Origin of the sequence: Citrobacter sp. Cpo074, from assembly GCF_030332745.1 — a bacterium.
Classification (GTDB): Bacteria; Pseudomonadota; Gammaproteobacteria; order Enterobacterales; family Enterobacteriaceae; genus Citrobacter; species Citrobacter portucalensis.
The window spans coordinates 491,498-509,663 of sequence record NZ_JAOWHG010000027.1; the positions used below are offsets into that span (position 1 = coordinate 491,498).

Sequence of the window (18,166 nt, forward strand, 5' to 3'; positions counted from 1 at the left end):
TCAAAAATGAAAAATGCGGGAATACACATGGCGAAACCGATCATCACGCTTAACGGTCTAAAAATAGTCATTATGCTGGGCATGCTGGTTATCATCCTGAGCGGTATTCGCTTTGCCGCAGATATCATCGTCCCCTTTATTCTGGCGTTATTTATAGCCGTTGTGCTCAATCCCGTGGTGCAGCGGATGGTCAAGCTTCGCATACCGCGCGTAATTGCGGTGTCATTGCTTATCGTTATTATTGTAATGTTAATGGTGCTGCTGTTGGCGTATTTAGGTACATCCTTAAATGAACTTGCGCGAACGCTACCGCAATATCGCTCTTCACTGGTTATCCCACTGAAAAATCTTGAACCATGGTTACAACGCGCAGGGATCGGCGTTTCCGTGGACGAGCTCGTCAAATATATCGATCCGAACGCGGCAATGACGCTGGTGACCAATTTACTGGCGCAGCTTTCAAATGCTATGTCATCGATATTTTTACTGCTACTGACGGTAGTTTTTATGCTGCTGGAAGTACCGCAACTGCCCAACAAACTCAAACAAATGATGAGTCGCCCCATTGAAGGTATGGCGGCGATTCAACGCGCCATCGACAGCGTCTCCCACTATCTGGTGCTTAAAACGGCAATCAGCATTGTGACCGGGTTGGTCGCCTGGGGCATGCTTGCTGCATTGGATGTGCGCTTTGCCTTTGTCTGGGGATTACTGGCCTTCGCCCTGAACTACATCCCTAATATCGGTTCTGTATTGGCAGCCATTCCCCCTATCGCTCAGGTGCTGGCATTCAGCGGTCTTTACGATGCGCTGGTGGTTCTGGCAGGCTATCTGGTCATCAACCTGGTATTCGGGAATATCCTCGAGCCGCGGATCATGGGCCGCGGGCTGGGGCTGTCCACGTTGGTAGTATTTCTGTCGTTAATCTTCTGGGGCTGGTTGCTCGGTCCCGTGGGGATGCTGCTTTCTGTGCCGCTGACCATCATCGTGAAAATCGCGCTTGAACAAACCAACGGCGGTCAAAGCATTGCCGTGCTGCTTAGCGATCTGAACAAAGAATGAGTTTTCGCCCCGCCATTACGGGGCATTTCCTTTATCGTTTCACGCGGAAAGCCAAAACGGCGCTTAACAGCGTAAATAGCGCTATTATCCACGCCATGGTCCAGGGCGTGCCATCACTGAAGGCGGCCAGCAGCAACGATGAGATAATACCGCTGCCATATTGCAACGCGCCAATCAGCGCCGAAGCTGAACCCGCAATGTTCGGTACCGCGTCCAACGCCGCAGCAGTCGACGTCGCGGCAATAATGCCATTCATCGAGAACAGCAGAAAAATGGAAACGATAATGGCAACAATTCCTCCTGACTCCAGCTTAACCAGCAGTGCAAGCGCCACTGCGGCCAGCGCCGCCAGCATCGTCGCATATTTCAGCAGTTGTTCCAGAGCATGTCGTTGAACCAGACGACGGTTAACCACGCTCATCGCCATAACACCGATAATGTTTAGCGCAAACAACCAGCCGTAATGCTGTGGATCAACATGGTAATAGCTAATATAAACAAACGGTGACCCGGTAATAAACGCGTACGCACCGACGTAATAAAACGTCAGGCTCAGGGTATAGCGCATAAAACGCCCATTCGTTAACAACGAGCGGTAATTACGAAATGCGCCAGCCAAAGAGGCTTTCACCCGTTTATCTTCCGGCAATGTTTCGGGCAGCCAGTTTAGGGAGATAAACATCAGCGCACCAATCACCACCAGCAGCCAAAAAATAGAGTGCCAGGTGCTCAGGCGAATAATTTGCCCGCCAATCAACGGTCCGGCGATTGGCGCAATCGCCATCACCAACACCAGGGTCGAGAGCATTTGCGCCGCACGAGTACGTGCAAAGAGATCGCGGATCATCGCTCGCGCCAGCATAGGCCCGGTACAGGCTCCAAGCGCCTGAAACACCCGCCAGAAAACAATTTGCGTGATACTTGTAGACAGCGCACACCCTGCGGAACCAATGATAAATAGCACCATGCCGATAAACAGCGGCTTGCGCCGTCCCATATGATCGCTAATCGGCCCCCAAATCAACTGTGCGATAGTAAAACCAATTAAGAAACCAGTAATCGTCAGCTCAACATTGCCATGTAAATCCTCGGCCATCGTCGGCATTGCTGGAAGATAAATATCGGTAGAAAGCGATGTAAAGGCCATCAGGCCACTGAGGATCAGAATAAAAGTAAGACCGGTCTGGCTTGCGGTAGTTACCGGTGAGGCATGTTCACGTGTACGCATAGTGCCCTGTCATGTTCTAAAAAGTCAGGTCGCAGTATATAGACAACGTATTACCGTGATTAGACGGTTAAAACCGCATGAGTTTATGAAATGAAATCATGAATGGTGAAATCATATGCGTCATATTTTGTGACTGACTTCCAACAATTACCTTTCAGAAATGAATTCTACTCATAGGTCCATGCGAATTTCACAGGCTAATCGTATCAACACAGATTTGCTAATCTGCAGCCAATGCAACGATGATGCTCAGGAGAACCCAATGAATACAACAGTTCTGAATAACGGAGTTGAGATGCCCCTGCTCGGATTTGGCGTTTATCAAATGACTGATGCCAGCGAATGTGAGCAAGCCGTACGGGATGCCATTGATACAGGATATCGCCTGATTGATACCGCAGCCTCCTACCAGAATGAAACTCAGGTCGGCAATGCACTTAAGCAAAGCGGAGTCCCCCGCGAGGCGCTTTTTGTGACTACCAAACTGTGGTTACAGGATACCAACTATGCAGGCGCAAAGGCGCAATTCGCACGTTCTCTGCAACGGCTTCAACTGGATTATATTGACCTTTATTTGATTCATCAGCCCTATGGCGATGTGCACGGTGCCTGGCGCGCGATGGAAGAATTATATGAAGAAGGGAAAATCCGCGCGATTGGCGTGAGTAACTTTCATCCGGATCGTCTGGCGGATTTAATCGCTTTCAATCGCATTATTCCAGCCGTTAACCAGATTGAGGTGAATCCTTTTCATCAGCAACCGCATGCCGTAGCCTGGATGCAGAGCCGGAATATTCAACCGCAAGCCTGGGCGCCGTTCGCTGAAGGACGCAATGACCTGTTTCAGAACCCGGTCTTATCGGCTATTGGTGAAAAATATGGCAAAAGCGTTGGTCAAGTCGTGCTGCGTTGGATTTATCAACGTGGGATAATTTCGCTGGCGAAAACCGTGCGTAAAACGCGGATGGCCGAGAATATTCAGGTGCTGGACTTTGCCCTAACGGCGGAAGAGATGACGCAAATTGCCGCGATGGACAGCGGAACCAGCGCGTTCTTCTCGCATCGCGATCCGGCTCGTGTGGAATGGATCACCCAGCGTAAACTGGATGTATAAAAAAACGGCCTCCGCAGAGGCCGTCTTACTTTTACTGGCAATTACAGCGCTTTCAGGATCGCATCCACGCTGGCTTTGGCATCGCCAAACAGCATATGGGTGTTATCTTTAAAGAACAGCGGGTTCTGCACACCTGCATAGCCGGTGTTCATTGAACGTTTGAACACAATTACGTTCTGCGCTTTCCACACTTCCAGCACCGGCATGCCGGCGATCGGGCTGCGCGGGTCATCCTGCGCCGCCGGGTTTACCGTGTCGTTGGCACCAATGACCAGCACGGTATCGGTATCAGCGAAATCATCGTTGATCTCATCCATTTCCAGCACGATGTCATAAGGGACTTTGGCTTCCGCCAGCAGCACGTTCATATGACCAGGCAAGCGCCCTGCTACCGGGTGAATACCAAAACGCACTTTGATGCCGCGCGCGCGAAGTTTCTCAGTGATTTCCGCGACCGGATACTGTGCCTGAGCCACTGCCATGCCGTAGCCCGGGGTGATGATCACGGAGTGCGAGTTCTTCAGCATTTCTGCTGTGTCTTCCGCAGTAATCTCACGATGTTCACCCACTTCTTCATCAGACCCGGTAGAAGAACCGTCAGAACCAAAGCCACCCGCAATAACGCTGAAAAATGAACGGTTCATCGCCTTACACATAATGTAAGACAGGATCGCACCAGAAGAACCGACCAGCGCACCGGTAACGATCAGCAGATCGTTGCTCAGCATGAAGCCCGCCGCCGCCGCCGCCCATCCTGAATAGGAGTTAAGCATTGAAACAACAACCGGCATATCCGCACCGCCAATGGACGCCACCAGATGCCAGCCAAAAGCCAGTGCAATAATGGTCATCACCAGCAGCGCCAGAACCTGCAGGCCCACACTTTCGGTACGAACAAACACCACCAGCAGCAGGAAAGAAACAACCAGCGCCGCCAGGTTCATTTTGTGACGATTCGGCAGCATCAGCGGTTTAGAGGAGATCTTGCCGCGCAGTTTGCCAAAGGCCACCACAGAACCGGTAAAGGTCACCGCACCGATGAAGATACCCAGGAACACTTCCGTCAGGTGAATGTTCACCAGAATCGGCTCCAGGCCCGTATCGTGATACAGGTAGCTGTTGAAACCCACCAGTACCGCAGCCAGACCGACGAAGCTGTGCAGAATCGCCACCAACTCCGGCATCTCGGTCATTTCGACTTTATTCGCCAGACGAATACCAATCGCGCCGCCGATGATCATCGCTACCAGGATCCACGCAACGTTGCCGGTATCCGGGCCAAAAATCGTAGCAATCAGCGCAATCGCCATCCCGGCGATGCCGTAGTTGTTACCCTGCTGAGAGGTTTCGTGTTTCGAAAGCCCCGCCAGACTAAAAATAAACAGGATCGCGGCAACAATGTATGCAGCTGTAACTAATCCTCCAGACATATGTTACCCCTTAGTTTTTCCGGAACATTTTCAGCATGCGCTGAGTCACGGTGAAGCCACCGAAAATATTAATGCTGGCAATAAGCACCGCGATAAAGCTCAGGAAACTCACCCAGCCACCCTGGCCAATTTGCAATAACGCCCCAACCACGATAATCCCCGAGATGGCGTTAGTCACAGACATCAGCGGAGTATGCAACGCATGTGACACATTCCAGACCACGTAGTAACCCACCACGCAGGAAAGCGCGAACACCGTAAAGTGACCAAGGAACTCTTTCGGCGCGACGTCGGCGAGCCAGCCAAACAAAATCACTACCAGCGCCATCAGCGCATATTTGCGCCACGGAGAGACAGGTTTTTTCTCTTCTTTCGGCGCAGGTGCGGCTTTTGGCGCTGCCTGCGGCTGAGCAGAAACCTGGATCGGCGGCGCAGGCCAGGTGATTTCACCCTCGCGAACCACCGTGACACCACGTACAACCACGTCGTCAAAATCGACAGTGATATTGCCGTCTTTCTCTTTACACAACAGTTTGAGCAGGTTGACGAGGTTCGTGCCGTACAATTGGGAAGACTGCGTTGGCAAACGGCCAGGCAGATCGGTATAGCCGATAACCTTCACCCCGTTCTCGGTGGTGGTCACCTGATTAGGCACGGTATATTCGCAGTTACCGCCGTTTTGCGCGGCAAGATCGACAATTACGCTGCCCGCTTTCATCGAATCGACCATTTCACGAGTGATCAGTTTCGGGGCCGGTTTGCCCGGAATCAGCGCTGTGGTAACGATAATGTCGACGTCTTTCGCCTGCGCAGCGAAGAGTTCCATTTCAGCTTTGATGAACGCTTCGGACATCACTTTGGCATAGCCATCGCCGCTGCCCGCTTCTTCTTTAAAGTCCAGTTCAAGGAACTCTGCGCCCATACTCTGCACTTGTTCCTTCACTTCCGGACGGGTATCAAAAGCGCGCACGATAGCGCCCAGGCTGTTTGCCGCACCGATCGCCGCAAGACCTGCCACACCCGCACCAATCACCATGACCTTGGCAGGTGGAACCTTGCCTGCGGCGGTGATCTGGCCGGTGAAGAAGCGACCGAATTCATGTGCAGCTTCAACAATAGCGCGATACCCGGCGATGTTCGCCATCGAGCTTAAGGCATCCAGCGACTGTGCACGCGAAATACGCGGCACGGAGTCCATCGCCATGACCGTCACGTTGCGCTCTGCAAGTTTTTGCAGCAGCTCAGGGTTTTGCGCGGGCCAAAGAAAACTCACCAGCGTCGTGCCCGGATTGAGTAACGGAATTTCCGCCTCCTCCGGCGCATTGACCTTCAGGATGATCTCTGACTGCCAGACTGCATTTCCATCAACAATTTCTGCGCCTGCTTGTACAAACGCCTTATCGTCAAAACTCGCCAGTTGACCTGCACCGCTTTCAACCGCGACGCTGAAACCCAGTTTAAGCAACTGCTCAACCGTCTTCGGCGTGGCTGCAACGCGGGTTTCATTGGTTAACCGTTCTCTTGGTATGCCAATTCGCATAATGTTCCCTTCCATCTGTAATTATGATGATGGTTTATCAATGTTCGCACGAGGCATGCGCGCACTCTCGAGAGAGGTCAGTGTTACCTCAATAAAATAAAACAGTAACAAACTCTGTATAACCTACTGAAAATGACGCCTGTGATCTAGCGCCAAAAAACAGTATTTATTATGAAATTCGCGAAATAGAGATGAATCGAACCTCAGACAGATAAAATGCCCTAAAAATAGCCCACAAAGGCTGATAATTCGCTCAAGCGAAGCGGCAAAACATGATTACCTACCTGCCAAAAACAATTAATTAACATTAAATTAACTTATGAAATTCAACTGCTTTATCAGTTTTGGTCACCAAACGCCGAAATTTTCGGCATATCACAAAATGTTATCGCTGTTGTTACCTAACGTGACACGATGAGTGAAAAATGACGCAGACACTGACACAATTTAAATGCAATAATCAGCGACGTTTCTAGTCAATAACAATACCAGTACCTGGTTTGCGCAAGGCGAAGGATTATTTTTATGAAGCTTAAGAACACTCTCCTGGCGTCCGCACTAATTTCTGCGACTGCTTTTTCTGTAAATGCAGCGACAGAATTGACGCCGGAGCAAGCGGCTGCCCTGAAACCCTATGACCGCATTGTGGTCACCGGCCGTTTTAATGCTATCGGTGATGCGGTTGCTGCCGTTTCGCGCCGTGCAGATAAAGACGGTGCAGCCTCCTTTTATGTTGTTGATACCTCAGATTTTGGCAGCGGCGGTAACTGGCGCGTTGTTGCCGACGTCTATAAAGCCGACGCTGAAAAAGCGGAAGCGTCAAAAAACCGTGTCATTAACGGCGTTATGGAATTGCCAAAAGATCAGGCCGTTCTGATAGAACCTTACGACACCGTTACAGTGCAAGGTTTCTACCGTAGCCAGCCTGAAGTAAACGATGCCATCACCAAAGCAGCGAAAGAGAAAGGTGCTTACTCCTTCTATATCGTGCGTCAGGTCGATGCTAACCAGGGCGGCAACCAGCGTATTACTGCATTCATCTATAAAGCTGATGCGAAAAAACGCATTGTACAAAGCCCTGATGCGATCCCAGCAGATTCAGATGCTGGTCGTGCCGCATTAGCAGCAGGTGGCGAAGCCGCGAAGAAAGTTGAGATCCCGGGCGTAGCAACTACCGCTTCTCCGAGTGCTGAAGTCGGCCGCTTCTTCGAAACTCAATCTACCAAAGGCGGACGTTACACTGTCACGTTGCCTGATGGAACCAAAGTTGAGGAGCTGAACAAAGCGACCGCCGCCATGATGGTACCGTTCGACAGCATCAAGTTCACCGGTAACTACGGCAACATGACGGAAGTCTCTTATCAGGTAGCAAAACGCGCAGCGAAGAAAGGCGCGAAGTACTATCACATTACCCGCCAGTGGTCAGAACGTGGTAACAACGTGACAATCAGCGCCGATCTGTATAAGTAATACCCAATGCCTTATCAGGTCTACAGTCCTTGTAGACCTGATAATTTCGCGCGGTTCTGTTTCCAGATAAAACAAAAACAGCAGTATTAAGACAACTTTTCACACTATTAGTCACAAATCTCTCTATCCCCATTGCATGCGTTCTCTTCTCTCCGTAAAATCCCGCGCCTTAGTGGCTTTCACCATTTTTATGCGGTTTGCCAAAATAATTATTCTCTCACTCTCGTTTTTGTAACTGGATACAAATGGAAAAGAAATTGGGTCTGAGCGCACTGACCGCGCTGGTTTTAAGCTCAATGCTCGGCGCTGGCGTTTTCAGCCTGCCACAAAATATGGCGGCAGTAGCCAGCCCGGCTGCATTACTGATTGGTTGGGCGATTACCGGTGCGGGTATTCTTTTGCTCGCCTTTGCCATGCTGATCCTGACGCGTATCCGTCCTGAACTGGACGGCGGTATCTTCACCTATGCACGTGAAGGTTTCGGCGAGTTGATTGGCTTCTGCTCTGCGTGGGGATACTGGCTGTGCGCTGTTATCGCTAACGTTTCGTATCTGGTCATCGTCTTCTCTGCGCTCAGTTTCTTTACCGACACACCGGAATTACGTCTGTTCGGCGACGGTAATACCTGGCAGTCGATTGTCGGCGCATCGGTACTGTTATGGATAGTCCATTTTCTGGTGTTGCGGGGAGTACAAACCGCGGCCAGCATTAACCTGGCCGCTACTCTGGCAAAACTACTGCCGCTAGGCCTCTTTATCGTGCTGGCATTCATGCTGTTTAAGCTCGACACCTTTACTCTCGATTTTACCGGCGTCGCGTTGGGCGTGCCTGTGTGGGAGCAGGTCAAAAACACCATGCTCATCACCCTGTGGGTTTTCATTGGTGTGGAAGGCGCGGTGGTGGTATCTGCCCGCGCCAGAAATAAACGCGATGTTGGTCGCGCCACGCTGTTAGCTGTACTCGCCGCACTGGGCGTTTACCTGTTAGTCACCCTGCTATCTCTCGGCGTTGTCGCGCGACCAGAACTGGCAGAGATCCGCAATCCATCAATGGCCGGTCTGATGGTTAAAATGATGGGGCCATGGGGCGAAATTATTATTGCCGCGGGTCTGATTGTTTCCGTGTGCGGTGCCTATTTAAGCTGGACGATTATGGCGGCGGAAGTGCCGTTCCTCGCCTCCACGCACAAAGCGTTTCCGCGTATTTTTGCACGACAGAATGCACAGGGTGCGCCATCGGCATCGCTGTGGCTAACCAACATCTGTGTACAAATCTGCCTTGTGCTAATCTGGCTCACAGGCTCCGACTACAATACGTTACTGACAATCGCCTCAGAGATGATTCTGGTGCCCTATTTGCTGGTCGGCGCATTTCTGTTAAAAATTGCCACCCGTCCGATTCATAAGGCTGTCGGTATCGGCGCGAGTATTTATGGCATCTGGTTATTGTATGCGTCAGGTCCGATGCATCTGCTGCTGTCTGTAGTGTTGTATGCGCCAGGGCTGTTGGTTTTCCTTTATGCCCGTAAAACGCACACGCATGAAAACGTATTAAAACGCCAGGAGATGGCGCTGATCGGCCTGTTGCTTGTTGCTGCTGTGCCAGCTACCTGGATGCTGATAAGCTAACGTTATACCCATCGCTGGCTTCGGAAAATATCAGACTATGAATATCCTGATAAAGGACTATCGGGATATCATGGTTAACGCTGATTAATCGAAAATAATCGCTCTTGCTCTCCCTTCATGCTTGCCCCCCACACTATTTGTTGCTGCGTGTGAAGCGCTTATCACGGCTCTCCAGATGATGACTCATCACAAGGTGTGATCCCCCTATTGAGTTCGAGTTATTCTTTCTACACTTCACAATCGCAAACTGCTTTACGGCGCAACAGTCAGTCACGATCACCTGCTTTATCTTCTTATGAATCACAACATAACATACAGAAACACATCATAACCTTCTCAATTCTTTGTTCACTTTTTATATTGATAAAAGATAAAAAAGAAACACTTAACGAACACATACACATCATAATATATGGATAAATAAAAGAACAATTAATCATCACACAATTAACTATTTGTGCTTTATCTTGTGTTGAGTTTATCATGCAGTTGTGTTGGTATTTGTGTTTGATGATAATGCAACCCGTGCGCTGGTCCCACCAGCTACACTCCCCTCGTCAATTATGTCGGAAATAAAAAAGGTTTATTAATAGCTGTTACTGCATCGATTAATTATGTAGTCGGCAGTATTTAGTCATTGAAGGACAAACAAAATGATAAATAAAGAATTAATGATGACACCCCCTATTAATCCTAAATGGAGTATTAAAATGTTTAAGAAATCAGTGGTTGCAGTATTAATAGTTCTTCCAATGTCTGCTTTTGCTCATGGTCACGGTGGCCATGGAGGTATGGGCGGTCACAATTTTGGTGGCCATGGCCATGGTGGTAACATTGGTCATGCTTTTAGTGGTCATTCGTTTGGTGGTCACTTTGCGGAGCGCATGAATGCAGGTGGTGGCTTCACAGGATTCTCTAAAGGCTCCATCAATATGAGCGATCACCCCATTGCAGATAACACGACACGTTCCATCAGTGTGAAAGATGGTGTCGTTACTAAAAACATTGCCTACAACGGTGTTAATGAACAATATTCTGCGACAACCACAATCAGTCAAGAAACAGGTGTGGTTCGTACCTCAACAGTTACTCGTGATGGTGTGACCAAAACAGCATCAACTGTTGTGTCGCCTGAAATGCGTTCCCACACCGTTGACGTGACGAACGGTGATGTAACGCATTTCTCCGACCATAGCTATGTTGAAGGCGTTGGCGGCCTGTCGATTCACGGCACTAAAGAAGGTGATGAAGCTATTGGTACAGTCACTGCATACAACGATGTATCCAACGCAGTGAAAACTACCCACGCGCTCAAAAACGCTGACCTGACTCGTGTAGCATCAACAGTGATTGCACCAACCATGCGTACTCATAATGTTATGGTGAAAGAAGGTGATCTCACAATCACTCACCTTCGTGGTTATGTTGGAAATGAGACTGTTGGGTATGGTTTCTCTAAGGGCGTAGCTAAAGAAGATGGTTATGCAATCGAAACTTCAGTCAATTCACTTGGCATAGCAACTGTTGGGGCATATGGCCCTAGTCACTATGCAGAGAAGGCAGAAAATCTGAAAACGGGTGAAGTGAAAACAATCACCGATATCACTCCGCCACAACCACAACCAACTCCAGTTGTCGTACACGTTGTACCCGTAACTCCTCTGACTCCTGCGACGCCTGTGAATCCTCCTGTCGTGGTTCACGTTGTTCCAGCATCAACGATTACCCCAGCCACACCAGCGACTACCGTGTATAACGATAAACTCGGTGATAGTGTCATCTTGTATTGGAATATCTAAACTAAATGAGGCTGGAGCAATCCAGCCTTTTTAGAGGAAATAATTATGTCAGTTTTAACAGCAGCAGATTTTCTAAAACTTATTGATCTTGAACCATTCAAGAAGCTAAACAATGAAGCAGGTGTCTCTGTTCAGCGTGGTATTGAATTAGAAAAGCTACGCCTTGCTGTAAAAGAAGGTAATGTAAATCTCCGCTTTTTCCTCAAATGGTTAAATGCATCTGCTGGTTGCCGTTTACAAGAACGATGGTTAAACAAGTTTTTCGCCGATGATCTCGGAGAAATTCCCGCACGATTTCAGCAGTCCCCCAGTAAGAGCACAGAAGAAAAGCTAAAGGAAGAAGTTGCCCGTCTCACAGCGGAACTGAGAGCGTCACAACAACAAAATCAGGTTATTGCTTCTATCGCTTCTGAGGACAATCAGAAAGCCATTTTTGCGGGTATCGTCGAACGTATCGAAGAAGAATCACAAGCTGAACTAAAAGCTTTTGCAGAGAAGGCAGCAACACGGGCAAAACAGAAAGCAATAGAGATGATGATAGCTATCTTTCCTAATTGGAAGCCATCAGATTGAACACAAGAGGCTGTGTGTATTATCATGCTCCCTTAATCATTTAAGGGTAGACAATGAAGAACGTAAATCTGATCTTACTCGGAGACAGCACACAGCCACAAGAACGCCGAATGAAAGAAGCGTTAAAGATAAGCAAGGACGTAAAACCTGCCGCTGTGTTAGATGCTGTGAAAGAGGCGTATGAAGGCACAGGCAAGAAACCTAAGCTGAACTATGCACAACTATCACGATGGAGAAAAGGTTTAACCTTCTATCGTTCACCACCGCCAGAAGACGCTGTAGATCAGTATTCAGATTTATTTTCCCCACTCTACCAACTCTTAGAGAATCCGGTGATTGTTGCTTCTATCGACATATCAGAATTTGAACAGAGATTGAAGATTCAGATTAAAGAACGAGAACAAAGATTGATTGAAGCAAGAAGGCTTGAAGCCGCTCGTATTATGCAAGAAGCAGAAGAAAGAGATCACAGAAAGTTCACAGAAGAATTCAATAAAATAATGGATAAACTGAGAGAGCTTAGGAAAACATAGCTACAATGGGGAGCCTGTTTTCTGGTTCCCTTTTTTAATGACTAATCATTCTATTACGTTAATCCCCCTCTCTCTATTACTCCTTCGACTATAGCCCGACTAAAATGTGCTCGCCGCTAAATCAGGATGCTGTAACAAACCCCAACAACTTTATTCCTGTGTGCTACTGTGTACACATGAGTTTGTACTGATCACTACACCACTTACACCCTTTCTCTTGTAAGATGCTGTTTTTAACGGAGCCTGAGTATAACAATGGGTAAAAAACCTCCTTTGCCAATTCTTATCACCGGAGGTGGTCGTCGTATCGGCCTCGCCGTCGCATGGCACTTTCTGAACCAAAAACAGCCAGTTATCGTCAGCTACCGAACTCACTATCCTGCCATTGACGGCCTGCGAGAAGCGGGCGCGATTTGTATCCCGGCTGACTTTTCCACGGATGAAGGCGTACTGGCCTTTGCTGATGAGGTCAAAGCGCAGACGGATGGCTTGCGCGCCATTGTGCATAATGCCAGCGCCTGGGTCGCCGAAAAACCCGGCACACCGCTTAGCGAAGTACTGTCACGTATGATGCAGATCCACGTCAATACGCCCTACCTGCTCAACCACGCGCTGGAAGGATTGCTACGCGGTCATGGGCACGCAGCCAGCGACATCATCCATTTCACGGATTATGTTGTGGAGCGTGGCAGCGACAAACACATTGCTTATGCTGCCAGCAAAGCGGCGCTGGATAATATGACCCGTTCGTTCGCGCGCAAACTGGCACCGGAAGTGAAAGTGAACGCGATTGCCCCCTCACTTATCCTGTTTAACGAGGGCGACGATGCAGAGTATCGCCAGCAGGCACTAAACAAATCACTGATGAAAACCGCGCCTGGTGAAAAAGAGGTCATTGATTTAATTGACTATCTACTAACCAGTTGTTTTGTCACCGGACGTAGTTTTGCCCTTGATGGCGGGCGTCATCTACGTTAGTGCAGTTTGATCCAACAAAAGATCAGCAACCACGCGCTCAGGCTCCAGCACACTACTGCACCGCCGAGCGCGATGGGTAAGCGCATAAACCCGGTGAAATACCACAGTGAAACAAGGTAGACAAAATAGGGAATAATCGACCACATACTGAATACAATGGTTGTACGTAACGCCTCGATCCCACGCTCACTGGCCACGATGTAGTGGGCAATCAACGCAAACGTCGGGAACAGTGGAATTAATCCAGCAATATAGTAATTCTTTGTTTTCGCCAGCAAACCTATCAACACCACCACCAGCGCACCGAGCGCCGCTTTTATAACGAGTCCCATCACTCTGCCTTAACACATCAATAACATCAGCCTCTAGCATAACGGAAGCGTTCTTGTTTAGAAAAGATTAATGGAAGGAAAAACCGGGGCGGTGTATGTTGGCGTTTTATATTCAAAATGAATGATATGAACACCATCGTATTTGTTGAAGATGATCCCGAAGTTGGCTCACTGATTGCAGCCTATCTGGCCCGGCATGATATTGAGGTTATCCTTGAACCTCGTGGTGATTTGGCCGAGGAGAAAATCCTGCACGTTCAACCCGATCTGGTGTTATTAGATATCATGCTGCCGGGCAAAGACGGGATGACTATCTGCCGCGATTTACGCGGACGCTGGCAAGGCCCGATTGTTCTGCTCACCTCGCTGGACAGCGACATGAACCATATCCTGGCGCTGGAAATGGGCGCCTGTGACTACATCCTGAAGACAACGCCGCCAGCTGTGCTGCTGGCTCGCCTGCGCCTGCACCTGCGCCAGAATGAACACTCAGCACAGTCTAAAGGCATTCAAGCGGCAACCATCACACCGCACACAACGCTGCGCTTTGGCACACTCACTATCGATCCCACCAACCGCTCCGTGCTGCTCGGCGGCGAGCAAATCTCTCTTTCCACCGCTGATTTTGAATTACTGTGGGAGTTGGCAACCCATGCCGGGCAGATTATGGACCGTGATGCGTTGCTAAAAAACCTGCGTGGCGTAAGTTATGACGGCATGGATCGCAGCGTCGATGTCGCGATTTCCCGCTTACGCAAAAAACTGCTCGATAACGCGACTGAACCCTATCGAATCAAAACGGTACGCAACAAAGGTTATCTGTTCGCACCGCACGCCTGGGACGACGAGCCGCAGAAGTAATCCAACCGGGCCGGTCACTTTGATCGGCCCTCTTAATTACCTGGCGTTACACTGTCACATTGATAGCTAACTAAACGTCAGTCCGTCGTATTTTTTCCAACGGTAGTTTACGGCGGAGATAATCCAACAGCCGATAAAGACGCCAATAATCGCAAAACCGACATTCCCCATATGGTCACTCAAATTGCTGACGGTATCCCACAAACCACCCTGAAGCGAAAACGCGTCAGAGAGAAGTCCCAGCGCCTCCAGCCCGCCAATAAATAGCGCAACAATCACGGAAGTCCCGGTAATGGTCATATTGTAATAGAGCTTACGTTGCGGCTTATTGAACGCCCATCCGTAGGCCTCAACCATCAGAATACTGTCGAGACAATCAATTAACGCCATACCGCAGGTAAACAGCGCCGGGAACACGAGAATTGACCAAATCGACATGCCGCTGGACGCGCTTGAAGCAGAAATTCCCAGCAGAGAAATTTCAGTGGCGGTATCAAAACCCAGACCAAACAGAAAGCCGACAAAATACATATGCCAGTCTTTACCTACCAGCCGAAACGCTGAGCGGAAAAGCCAGTTCAGAGGGCCTGAAACTGTAATGTCTTCCGTGGTGCCATCGTAAGTACCGGTGCGTTTAAGATGGCGGAATGCCTTCCAGACCTGGCAGAAAATAATGAGATTGATGGCAGCCAGAATCAGCAAAAATACGGCAGAAACCGTAGTTCCGATCAGACCACCGACATTCTGAAACCATGCCATATGTTGCTTAAACACGCTGGTAGTTAGCGCAATGCCAATGCTGGCTAGCACCACAATGGTAGAGTGTCCCAGAGAAAACCAGGCCCCCGTTGTCAGGGCACGTTTTTTCTGCTGCATGAGTTTACGCGTCGCGCTGTCTATCGCGGCGATATGATCGGCATCAACGGCATGGCGCAAACCATAGCACCACGCAATCAGACTCAGTGCCAATAAGGAAGTATTGTTGCTAAACGCGGTGAAAGCCCACAGCCACGCTACGATGTTTGCCCCGATGAGTAAGACCATCAACAAAAGAATATTCGGGCGTTTTTTTAATAATGAAAACAATGCGTTCATTGTTTCCGGCCTGTCAAATTTTCGCTCAACAACACACCACACCGCCGTTCATTAATTGATTAATACAACGTTTACCAGGCTAATGATAACTCTTAAGAATTACTAACCCAGTGTCGTAGATCAAAATTGATTACCACCTGAAGCAAGTTCTGCCATCGCTAGCTCCGCAATACGCAGAGGTACCGTTGCGCTGTCACCCTCTTGCAGAAACCAAACGGACGACAACCCACACCAGGCAACAATCCACATCAGTAAACGCTGCCGTTCAATTCTGGCGATTTCAGACACAATGTTGACTCGTTGCGTGAATATTTCCGGCTCAATGGCGACAGGTCTGGTAGGTTCGGCAAGATCGGGGTTAGTAAAGATATTGGCATAATCAAAGCCACGCTCGCCCACCAGCCCTTTGGGATCGATAGCCAGCCATCCTCTCGTTCCGAAATCAAGAATATTGCCGTGGTGTAGATCGCCATGTAATACGACTGCATCATGGGGTGAAGATAGCAGTACGTTTGCCACCGCAGCACAACGCGTCAGGATACCGCCATGCTTTTTCGCGGCAGGAGCCAGATCGCGAAACCAATGGTGCAGAGGTGTTAACGCAGGCGTAGAAGCATTTCGGGAGAGATGGAGTCTACTGGCAGCATGGCAAATAATGCGACAGGCCTGCGCATCGTTGCCAGTCCAGGACATGTCCGCTAAAGACCCTTTCCCTGTCGCACGTTCCAGCAGAATCGCCCCTGCTGCATGAGCAAGTACTTTCGCTGCGCCATTTCCGTTCCACCAGACCATGAGTTCACAGCCGATCCGTTCACTGTCATCATCGGTGATCTTTAGTATGGCTTTCTGCCCGTCCTTGACCACCACCACAGGCAAAAGCTGCGATGTGTGCGTTTCAAACGGTTCACCATCTGGAGTGAGCCCCCAACGGTTGAGCCAGGTGTTGAACAGACGATTTTCCAAACAATATCCTCATTTTTCTCTGGAAGATGGTAATCAAAAAGATCCGTGTCGGCATTATTCCTGTTTTCTTTTGGTTGAGCCACAACCCCCACTTCCATCATCACTGACTTATCGGGTAGAGCACTAACAGGCACATCCTTGTGTATCTGTGTGCCATGCTGACTGTGTTCGGTATATGAGGAGGACACGATGATCACGTTATGCAAAACCTGTGGAACATCCTATGAGGTAACTGGCGCCCATCCGGAACATTGCGGTATCTGCCTGGATGAACGTCAATATGTCCCCACAAGCGGGCAGAAATGGATCGATTTTGACACCCTGTGTGCATCGCATACAAATAAGTGGAAGCAACACGACAGTACCCTCCTCAGCATCCGCACCGTTCCTGATTTTGCAATTGATCAGCGCGCGTTTCTTGTGCGTACCCCAGAAGGAAATATTCTGTGGGACTGCATTGCCACGCTCGACGATGCCACAAAAACGCTAATAACGTCCCTTGGCGGCCTTAAGGCTATCGCGATTTCGCATCCTCATTACTACACCACCATGCAGGACTGGGCTGCGGAATTTAACGCGCCGATTTACCTTCATACCAGCGACAGAAGGTGGGTAATGCGTGACAGCCCGTGGATTAGATTCTGGGATGGCGACACCATTGAGTTAACCCGTGACGTCACGATGATACGTCTCGGCGGGCACTTTGCTGGCGGCTGCGTCCTGCACTGGGCACGTGACGAAGGCGTGGTGCTTTCTGGCGACATCGTTCAAGTTACACCAGGTGCCCATGCAGTCTCTTTTATGTGGAGCTACCCCAATATGCTACCGTTGCCAGCCGCCACCGTCAGCGACATCATCCAACGCCTGAGAACAGTGAAATTTAAGCAACTTTACGGCGCATTTGAAGGAAAAGATATTACGCAAAATGCCGATGAAATTGTGCGCCGTTCAGGTGAAAAATATATTTCCTGCCTCAAATAAACCGGCAGTTTATTCACCAACCATGCTCAGGAAGGAAAAATGGATAGAACTTATAAATCACGCCCATCACAGAAACACTCACTATCACACTGATAATGAAGTAGGTTTTGAAAGGCTGCTTTTGTGTTTTATGGCGAAAGATTTGTTGACCCGCTATCGCGCCGCCCCATCCGCCCACAACGCCAAACACCAGCAATGTGGATTCCGGCACTCTGCGCCAGTCCTTGCGTGCCGCCATTTTGTCCACGCCGTATAACAGCAGCGTCAGAACGTTGGCGAGTAGAAACCATATAACAAGAGGATAAGCGGTGAAAATGCAGCCGACCGCTGCGAAAATGAGTAGCGAATAACAACAGCGATTGAGATTCATATTTTCAGTCACAGCACTTTTCAGGAAGTATCGGCACACATTATACGCAAGGTCAGTCATCCCTGCCACGGGTGAGAATATCCCTTTTATTATTATGCCTATATCCCCAAAGATAGCGCAAATTCTCTGGTCTGCGGCGTACCTAACAATTCAAACAAGAGAGCCGTTTTCATTATTCAAAACAAATGGTAATTTATTAAACCCAAATG

The 18,166-nt window shown here is 49.2% G+C and carries 17 protein-coding genes; 10 read left to right on the top strand and 7 right to left on the bottom strand.

Features of this window, described 5'->3' with window-relative positions:
* Positions 1 to 27 precede the first annotated feature (27 nt).
* Positions 28 to 1,062 carry an AI-2E family transporter gene (locus OGX83_RS06940; protein ID WP_003832866.1) on the top strand — a complete coding sequence of 345 codons (1,035 nt, stop codon included), beginning with the start codon at positions 28 to 30 and terminating at the stop codon, positions 1,060 to 1,062.
* 31 nt (positions 1,063 to 1,093) lie between these two features.
* On the opposite strand, the gene OGX83_RS06945 is transcribed toward OGX83_RS06940, so the two are convergent.
* On the bottom strand, positions 1,094 to 2,290 hold the full coding sequence (locus OGX83_RS06945) for a multidrug effflux MFS transporter (protein ID WP_048235417.1): 1,197 nt from the start codon (positions 2,288 to 2,290) through the stop codon (positions 1,094 to 1,096).
* 262 nt (positions 2,291 to 2,552) lie between these two features.
* Between OGX83_RS06945 and OGX83_RS06950 the strand changes: the two genes are divergently transcribed.
* Positions 2,553 to 3,404, top strand: a complete 852-nt coding sequence (locus tag OGX83_RS06950) for an aldo/keto reductase (protein ID WP_079934003.1) — start codon at positions 2,553 to 2,555, stop codon at positions 3,402 to 3,404.
* A 41-nt stretch (positions 3,405 to 3,445) separates the two neighbouring features.
* Here OGX83_RS06950 and pntB read toward each other — a convergent pair whose 3' ends face one another.
* Both pntB and pntA read right to left on the bottom strand, forming a co-directional pair.
* Complete coding sequence (gene pntB / locus OGX83_RS06955; protein ID WP_286587656.1) at positions 3,446 to 4,834, bottom strand: Re/Si-specific NAD(P)(+) transhydrogenase subunit beta; 1,389 nt, start codon at positions 4,832 to 4,834, stop codon at positions 3,446 to 3,448.
* Positions 4,835 to 4,844: 10 nt separating this feature from the next.
* The gene (gene pntA, locus OGX83_RS06960; protein WP_003028945.1) at positions 4,845 to 6,374 is read right to left on the bottom strand and encodes a Re/Si-specific NAD(P)(+) transhydrogenase subunit alpha; all 1,530 of its coding nucleotides are present in this window, start codon (positions 6,372 to 6,374) and stop codon (positions 4,845 to 4,847) included.
* Between the two features lie 525 nt (positions 6,375 to 6,899).
* Between pntA and ydgH the strand changes: the two genes are divergently transcribed.
* From ydgH to folM, 6 genes are all read left to right on the top strand, one after another.
* A complete protein-coding gene (gene ydgH, locus OGX83_RS06965; protein WP_003832856.1) occupies positions 6,900 to 7,844 on the top strand; it encodes a DUF1471 family protein YdgH in 945 nt (314 codons plus the stop codon).
* Between the two features lie 245 nt (positions 7,845 to 8,089).
* Positions 8,090 to 9,472, top strand: coding sequence for an amino acid permease (locus OGX83_RS06970; protein ID WP_079934001.1), 1,383 nt, complete (start codon positions 8,090 to 8,092; stop codon positions 9,470 to 9,472).
* A gap of 653 nt (positions 9,473 to 10,125) precedes the next feature.
* Positions 10,126 to 11,271 carry a hypothetical protein gene (locus tag OGX83_RS06975; RefSeq protein ID WP_139762104.1) on the top strand — a complete coding sequence of 382 codons (1,146 nt, stop codon included), beginning with the start codon at positions 10,126 to 10,128 and terminating at the stop codon, positions 11,269 to 11,271.
* Between the two features lie 45 nt (positions 11,272 to 11,316).
* Positions 11,317 to 11,844, top strand: coding sequence for a hypothetical protein (locus OGX83_RS06980; protein ID WP_286587659.1), 528 nt, complete (start codon positions 11,317 to 11,319; stop codon positions 11,842 to 11,844).
* A 53-nt stretch (positions 11,845 to 11,897) separates the two neighbouring features.
* Positions 11,898 to 12,377: a hypothetical protein gene (locus tag OGX83_RS06985; RefSeq protein ID WP_048235422.1), complete on the top strand. Its 480-nt coding sequence runs from the start codon at positions 11,898 to 11,900 to the stop codon at positions 12,375 to 12,377.
* Positions 12,378 to 12,632: 255 nt separating this feature from the next.
* Positions 12,633 to 13,355, top strand: a complete 723-nt coding sequence (gene folM, locus OGX83_RS06990; protein ID WP_048214244.1) for a dihydromonapterin reductase — start codon at positions 12,633 to 12,635, stop codon at positions 13,353 to 13,355.
* Here the strand turns inward: folM and OGX83_RS06995 are convergent.
* Positions 13,352 to 13,687 carry a GlpM family protein gene (locus tag OGX83_RS06995; protein ID WP_008784705.1) on the bottom strand — a complete coding sequence of 112 codons (336 nt, stop codon included), beginning with the start codon at positions 13,685 to 13,687 and terminating at the stop codon, positions 13,352 to 13,354. The genes folM and OGX83_RS06995 overlap by 4 nt on opposite strands.
* 117 nt (positions 13,688 to 13,804) lie before the next feature.
* On the opposite strand from OGX83_RS06995, the gene rstA reads away from it, so the two are divergent.
* Entirely contained in the window at positions 13,805 to 14,548 is a 744-nt protein-coding gene (rstA, locus tag OGX83_RS07000; RefSeq protein ID WP_003832842.1) for a two-component system response regulator RstA, read from the top strand.
* Between the two features lie 66 nt (positions 14,549 to 14,614).
* On the opposite strand, the gene OGX83_RS07005 is transcribed toward rstA, so the two are convergent.
* Positions 14,615 to 15,643 carry a HoxN/HupN/NixA family nickel/cobalt transporter gene (locus OGX83_RS07005; protein WP_137377877.1) on the bottom strand — a complete coding sequence of 343 codons (1,029 nt, stop codon included), beginning with the start codon at positions 15,641 to 15,643 and terminating at the stop codon, positions 14,615 to 14,617.
* 120 nt (positions 15,644 to 15,763) lie between these two features.
* Positions 15,764 to 16,606, bottom strand: coding sequence for an aminoglycoside phosphotransferase family protein (locus OGX83_RS07010; protein WP_286587661.1), 843 nt, complete (start codon positions 16,604 to 16,606; stop codon positions 15,764 to 15,766).
* 189 nt (positions 16,607 to 16,795) lie between these two features.
* Here OGX83_RS07010 and OGX83_RS07015 point away from each other — a divergent pair, with 189 nt between their 5' ends.
* Complete coding sequence (locus tag OGX83_RS07015; RefSeq protein WP_286587663.1) at positions 16,796 to 17,587, top strand: MBL fold metallo-hydrolase; 792 nt, start codon at positions 16,796 to 16,798, stop codon at positions 17,585 to 17,587.
* 13 nt (positions 17,588 to 17,600) lie between these two features.
* Here OGX83_RS07015 and OGX83_RS07020 read toward each other — a convergent pair whose 3' ends face one another.
* Positions 17,601 to 17,957, bottom strand: coding sequence for a DUF1294 domain-containing protein (locus OGX83_RS07020; RefSeq protein WP_286588140.1), 357 nt, complete (start codon positions 17,955 to 17,957; stop codon positions 17,601 to 17,603).
* Positions 17,958 to 18,166: the final 209 nt, after the last annotated feature.

What these genes read in the sequence shown, in the direction of transcription:
- OGX83_RS06950 (WP_079934003.1), top strand. Translation starts at nt 2,553, where the DNA reads ATGAATACAACAGTTCTGAATAACGGAGTTGAGATGCCCCTGCTCGGA.
- OGX83_RS06945 (WP_048235417.1), bottom strand. Translation starts at nt 2,290, where the DNA reads ATGCGTACACGTGAACATGCCTCACCGGTAACTACCGCAAGCCAGACC.
- OGX83_RS06980 (WP_286587659.1), top strand. Translation starts at nt 11,317, where the DNA reads ATGTCAGTTTTAACAGCAGCAGATTTTCTAAAACTTATTGATCTTGAA.
- OGX83_RS07015 (WP_286587663.1), top strand. Translation starts at nt 16,796, where the DNA reads ATGATCACGTTATGCAAAACCTGTGGAACATCCTATGAGGTAACTGGC.
- OGX83_RS06995 (WP_008784705.1), bottom strand. Translation starts at nt 13,687, where the DNA reads ATGGGACTCGTTATAAAAGCGGCGCTCGGTGCGCTGGTGGTGGTGTTG.
- folM (WP_048214244.1), top strand. Translation starts at nt 12,633, where the DNA reads ATGGGTAAAAAACCTCCTTTGCCAATTCTTATCACCGGAGGTGGTCGT.
- OGX83_RS06975 (WP_139762104.1), top strand. Translation starts at nt 10,126, where the DNA reads ATGATAAATAAAGAATTAATGATGACACCCCCTATTAATCCTAAATGG.
- OGX83_RS07020 (WP_286588140.1), bottom strand. Translation starts at nt 17,957, where the DNA reads ATGAATCTCAATCGCTGTTGTTATTCGCTACTCATTTTCGCAGCGGTC.
- OGX83_RS06970 (WP_079934001.1), top strand. Translation starts at nt 8,090, where the DNA reads ATGGAAAAGAAATTGGGTCTGAGCGCACTGACCGCGCTGGTTTTAAGC.
- OGX83_RS07005 (WP_137377877.1), bottom strand. Translation starts at nt 15,643, where the DNA reads ATGAACGCATTGTTTTCATTATTAAAAAAACGCCCGAATATTCTTTTG.
- rstA (WP_003832842.1), top strand. Translation starts at nt 13,805, where the DNA reads ATGAATGATATGAACACCATCGTATTTGTTGAAGATGATCCCGAAGTT.
- pntB (WP_286587656.1), bottom strand. Translation starts at nt 4,834, where the DNA reads ATGTCTGGAGGATTAGTTACAGCTGCATACATTGTTGCCGCGATCCTG.
- pntA (WP_003028945.1), bottom strand. Translation starts at nt 6,374, where the DNA reads ATGCGAATTGGCATACCAAGAGAACGGTTAACCAATGAAACCCGCGTT.
- OGX83_RS06940 (WP_003832866.1), top strand. Translation starts at nt 28, where the DNA reads ATGGCGAAACCGATCATCACGCTTAACGGTCTAAAAATAGTCATTATG.
- OGX83_RS06985 (WP_048235422.1), top strand. Translation starts at nt 11,898, where the DNA reads ATGAAGAACGTAAATCTGATCTTACTCGGAGACAGCACACAGCCACAA.
- ydgH (WP_003832856.1), top strand. Translation starts at nt 6,900, where the DNA reads ATGAAGCTTAAGAACACTCTCCTGGCGTCCGCACTAATTTCTGCGACT.